Raw genomic sequence first — 3,928 nt, 5'->3', positions numbered from 1 at the left:
CCGCCGGCCGGCGGGTAAGGGGTTCAGCCGTCCTGGCGCTGGCGGGCCTCCCGGATCTTCTGGTTGTGCTCCTCCAGCGTGTTGGAGAAACCGTGCTCGCCGGTGGACGGGTCGACGACCACGTAGAACAGGAAATCCTCGTCGGCGGGGTTGGCGGCCGCGCGGATCGCGGACTCCCCCGCACCGGAGATCGGCGTGGGCGGCAGCCCGTCGTAGCGGTAGGTGTTCCACGGGGAGTCGATCTCGAGGTGGCTGTTCAGGACCCGATCGACATGCTCGCCGATCGCGTAGATGACCGTCGCGTCGATCTGCAGGCGCATCGGCGCGCCGAGCCGGTTGTGCATCACCGAGCTGATCCGCGGCTGCTCGTCGCGCAGACGGGCCTCGCGCTCGATCAACGAGGCCATCACCAGGACCTCGTGGCGCGTCAGCCCCTCGGGAGGCTCCACCGTGTCGAGGACCTCCTCCGTGCGCGCCATCAGGCGAGACACGAGCTCCTCCGCCGCGATGTCGGTGCGGAACTCGTAGGTGTCCGGGAACAGCAGGCCCTCGTAGGCGGCGTACTGGCGCGGGGCGTCGGGCAGGTCGCCGGGCACCCAGTCGGGCAGGGCGACGTTGACCAGCGCGCCCTCCAGGCCGGACCGCGAGAAGGGCGAGCCGTCGGCCTCGGCGATCCGCTCGAGGGTCTCCACCACCGTGTGGCCCTCCGGGATCGTCACCCGGAAGGTCTCCAGCTGCGCCTGACCCTCACCGGCTGCCAGCGCCTCCAGCGCGGCGTCGGTGCCCATCCCGGTGCGCATCCGGTAGGTGCCGGTGCGGATCTGCTGCGCCCGCTCGTCGAAGCGCGCGGCGACCTTGAAGGCCAACGCCGACCGCACCACCCCCTGCTCGGCGAGGATGTCGCCCACGGCGGAGGCCCCGACCCCCTCGGGGATCTCCACGGTGACGGGCTGGCCGTCCTCGGTCCCCCCGCCGCCGAGCGCGCTCAGGGCGACCACACCGGTCACCGAGAGGACCCCGACGACGGCGAGCACCAGGAGAAACCTCTTCGAACCCTTCGACAGTGCCATGCTGATGGGTCACTCCCTCGGTAGGCGGTGGGCGTCCAGCCATCCCTGCAAGATGATGGTCGCGGCGACGCGGTCGCGCTCGACGCGTCGTTGCTTGCGACGCCGGCCGGCCGCCAGCAGCAGCCGTTCGGCTTCGGCCGAGCTCAGGCGCTCGTCCCAGAGATCAACGTCCAATCCATGACTTCGCAGAGCGTCGGCCACAGCACGTGCCCGCGCGGTCGAGGCGGTGTCTCGACCAGACATACCCCGTGGGAGCCCGACCACCACATGCCGAGCCTCATGGGCGGCCGCCACGGCTGCCACCGCGGTCGCCAGGTCGGCGACGTCGGCGGATGCCGGGACGGTCGCGATCGGGGTCGCCACGGTGGCGTCGGGATCGCTGAGGGCCAGCCCGACCCGCACGGTGCCGACGTCGACACCAAGGCTGCGGCCCACCCGCTCACGCCCGGATGGCGTCGCGGGCCGCCTGGCGCGACACCTCCATCGCCTCGGCGAGCCTGCTCCCGTCCTTGCCGCCGGCCTGGGCCGTGTCGCCCTTTCCGCCCGCGCCGCCCCCGACCGCGCGGGCGCCGGGGGCCAGCACGTCCCGGGCGGTGATGCGCCCGGCCAGGTCGGGGGTCACGGCCGCGAACAGCTGCGCCTTGCCGTCGGGGGTGGCGCTGCCGAGCACCACCACGCCCGAGTCCAGGCGGTTGCGCAGGTCGGTCGCCAGCGCCTTCAAGCCGTCGCGGTCGGCGCCGTCCACCGCGGCGACCAGGACGCGAGCCCCGTCGACGGCCTCCGCCCCCTCCAGCAGCGATCCGGCAGACGCCATCAGCGCCTGCTGGCGGACGCGGCCGATCTCCTTCTCGGTGGCGCGCAGCCGTTCCATCAGGTCGGCGACCCGCTCGGGCACCTGGTCGGTGGACACCTTCAGCATCCGCGCCACCTGGTCGGCGATCAGGCGCTCGCGGGACAGGTACGTGAACGCCTCCGGCCCGGTCACCGCCTCGATGCGGCGCAGGTTCGCCGCGATCGATCCCTCGCTCAGCACCGTGAACATGCCGACCTCGCCGGTCTGGCCCACATGGGTGCCGCCACAGAGCTCCCGGGAGTACTCCTCGATCTGCACGACCCGGACGTGCTCACCGTACTTCTCGCCGAACAGCGCCGTGGCCCCCATCCGACGCGCCTCCTCCTGGGTGGTCTCCAGGGTGCGCACCTCCGGGTTGGCGGCGATGCGGGCGTTGACGCGCTCCTCCAGCTCGGCGACCTGGTCGCGGGTCACCGCCTCGAAGTGGGGGAAGTCGAACCGGAACCGTCCGGCGTCGATCGCCGAGCCGGCCTGGGCGGCGTGCTCGCCGACGACCTCCTTCAGGGTGGCGTGGAGGATGTGCGTGGCGGTGTGACCCCGGCGGATCGAGGCGCGCCGTGGCGCGTCGATCCGGGCGTGGGCGTCCTGGCCGGCGTGGACCTCGCCGGCAGCCACGCGGGCGCGGTGCACGATCAGCCCCGACAGGGGCTCGACGGTGTCGACGACCTCGATGCGTCCCGTGTCGGTCGTGATCTCGCCGTGGTCCCCGAGCTGGCCACCGCCCTCGGCGTAGAAGGGGGTGGTGGCCAGCACGACCTCGACCTCGTCGCCCTCCTCGGCATGGTCGACCACCCCCCCGGGCACCACCAGGGCCCCGAGACGGGTGTCGGCGGCCTCGTCGCTGTAGCCGACGAAGGCAACCGGCCCGACGGCGGCACCGGCGGCCCGGTAGGTGTCGGGGCTCGGGCCCTGGCCGTCGCCCTGCCCCGAGCCGGCTGCGCGGGCACGTGCGCGTTGCGCCTCCATGTGCTCGGCGAAGGCGTCCCGGTCGAGCGCCAGACCGTGCTCCGCAGCGATCTCGACCGTGAGGTCCACGGGGAAGCCGTAGGTGTCGTGCAGGGTGAACGCGGTGTCCCCGGGCAGCTCGGCGGCACCCTGCTCCTTGGCGTGGGCGATGGCCTCGTCGAGCATCGACATGCCCGTGCGCAGGGTCCGGGTGAACCCCTCCTCCTCGGCCGCGGTCACGCGCCTGATGAGCTCTGCCTGTTCAGGCAACTCGCCCCACGCGTCGCCGAGTGTGGCGATCACGGCGTCCATCATCGCGGGCATGATCGGACGCTTCTGGCCGAGGGTGCGGGCGTGGCGCACCACCCGGCGCAGCATCCGGCGCAGGACGTACCCACGCGCCTCGTTGCTCGGCAGGACACCGTCGGCGATGAGCAGCCCGGCGGTGCGGGCATGCTCGGCGACGATGCGCAGGGAGACGTCGCTGGCCTCCGCCTGGCCATACGCCACACCGGTGGCCTCCGCGGCCCGGTCGAGGATCGGGCGCAACGCGTCGGTCTCGTAGACGTTGGGCACGTCTTGCAGGAGCACCGCCATCCGCTCCAGGCCCATGCCGGTGTCGACGCTCGGGCGCGGGAGGTCCCCGACGATGGCACCGGGCTCGTCGCGTTCGTGCTGCATGAACACGAGGTTCCAGAACTCCATGAAACGGGTCTCGTCGACGACCGGCCCACCGTCGGCGCCGTGGTCGGGCCCCCGGTCGTAATACAGCTCGGAGCAGGGCCCGCAGGGACCGGCGGTGCCCGTGGACCAGAAGTTGTCCTCGGTGCCGGTCAGCCGGTCCTCGCCCAGGCGCAGGTGCTGGTCGCGGCGCTGCAGATGGTCGGGGTCCAGGTCGGTCTCGGACAGCCACAGGTCCGCCGCCTCGTCGTCCTGGTGGAAGATGGTCGCCCAGATCCGCGCCGGGTCGAACCCGAACCCCCCCGGGGGCGGCGTCACCGAGATCTCCCACGCCCAGCGGATCGCCTCGCGCTTGAAGTAGTCGCCGAAGCTGAAGTTG

Annotated in this window: 3 protein-coding genes; all 3 read right to left on the bottom strand. The window is 72.6% G+C overall.

Annotated elements, in window-relative coordinates:
• Positions 1–23: 23 nt before the first annotated feature.
• Positions 24–1,034 carry an endolytic transglycosylase MltG gene (gene mltG, locus WD250_13500; protein ID MEX2621223.1) on the bottom strand — a complete coding sequence of 337 codons (1,011 nt, stop codon included), beginning with the start codon at positions 1,032–1,034 and terminating at the stop codon, positions 24–26.
• Between the two features lie 45 nt (positions 1,035–1,079).
• Positions 1,080–1,505 (bottom strand): Holliday junction resolvase RuvX, encoded by a 426-nt coding sequence (gene ruvX, locus WD250_13495; GenBank protein MEX2621222.1) that lies wholly within the window; start codon positions 1,503–1,505, stop codon positions 1,080–1,082.
• A 4-nt stretch (positions 1,506–1,509) separates the two neighbouring features.
• A partial coding sequence (gene alaS, locus WD250_13490) for an alanine--tRNA ligase (GenBank protein MEX2621221.1) occupies positions 1,510–3,928 on the bottom strand: 2,419 nt, incomplete at its 5' end.

This window comes from Egibacteraceae bacterium (genome assembly GCA_040905805.1).
In the GTDB taxonomy this organism is placed as follows: Bacteria; Actinomycetota; Nitriliruptoria; order Euzebyales; family Egibacteraceae; genus DATLGH01.
Note: the sequence above shows the minus strand (reverse complement) of the source record. Positions and strands in the feature narration are given on the sequence as shown.